The sequence below is a fragment of the Acidovorax delafieldii 2AN genome (assembly GCF_000175235.1).
GTDB lineage: Bacteria > Pseudomonadota > Gammaproteobacteria > Burkholderiales > Burkholderiaceae_C > Acidovorax > Acidovorax delafieldii_B.
On sequence record NZ_ACQT01000539.1, the window covers coordinates 1 to 1,085 of the forward strand.

The 1,085-nt window shown below is 69.6% G+C and carries 2 protein-coding genes; both read right to left on the reverse strand.

The window, feature by feature from the left end; genetic code table 11:
* Nucleotides 1-574 (reverse strand): heme biosynthesis protein HemY (locus ACDELDRAFT_RS22875; protein ID WP_005801537.1); only part of this gene is annotated, 574 nt, incomplete at its 3' end.
* Between the two features lie 143 nt (nt 575-717).
* Nucleotides 718-1,085 (reverse strand): uroporphyrinogen-III C-methyltransferase (locus tag ACDELDRAFT_RS22880; protein ID WP_005801539.1); only part of this gene is annotated, 368 nt, incomplete at its 5' end.

The window sequence follows — 1,085 nt, forward strand, 5'->3', positions numbered from 1 at the left end:
CGGCATCGCGGTCGTCAAGCGTCCAGCGCGCCGCACGCATCTGCACGCCTTCGCGCAACTCCTGCTCGTGGGCAGTGCCGCGCGCCGGGGCCTGTTCGAGTGCATGCTGCAGATGGGTGTCGCGGTTGCCGCGGTCCTGCAGCGCATGGGAGCTTTCGGCGGCCACCATGTGCGCCAGCGCACGCAGGTGGTGGCCGTGGGGCACCGTTTCGCCGGCGGCCGTGAGGGCTTCTTCCTGGCCCAGCGCTGCGAGGGCGGCCTTGCGGGACCGCAGGAAGCGGCCCGCGAGCATGTGCGTGAGGGCGTCCAGCATCGCGCTGTGCATGGCGCGTTCCTTCTGCTGCACGCGCCACCTGCGGGCCTGATGGGGCAGTTCGAGCAACGCAGCGAGTGCGCGCAGCGCGGCGTACACGGTGACGAAGCCGCTGACCAGCAGCAGCACCACCATGTTCAGCGACAGGTCGATGCGGTAGGGCGGCCAGTAGAGCGTGATGGTGCCCTGGTTGTTGCCCGCGAACAAGGCTGCGGCCACGGCCACGCCAAACAATGCCAAAAGCCAAAGTGCAGCACGCATATCAGTGGTCCAACGCTCCGCGCGCGCCCGTGACCTTCGCCACTGGCGCAGCACAAGCCAGGGACGCGAGCCAAGGGCCGCCCCACAAACAGGGCGTCGCCGCCCTTGGGGGGAAGGCGCGAAGCGACTCAAGGGAGGTCATGTCATCTTCCTGCCGCGGCTGTGGCCAGCGCGGAAAGGGTTTCATCCAGGCGCGGCATCTCGGCCGCCTTCAGGCTGGCCTGGGCGGCCTGCAGGGCCGTGGCGGCGGCCTGGGTGCGCCGCGAGGTGGGGTCGAAGTACTTGTTGAGCGCAGCCGTGGCGGCGGCCAGGTCGGCGCGGGCCGATTCGAACTGGCGCGCCAGCACGCCAAGGCGCGCATTGAGCATCTTGAGCTTGAGGTTCTCGCGCAGGAAGAAGGTCTGTTCGGGCGCCAGCAGAATGGCCTCGGGCTGGTCGATGCGGCTCACGCGCACCAGGCTGCGGGCTTCGTCGCGCACCACTTCCCAACTGCGCTGCAGCGTGGCCTGCC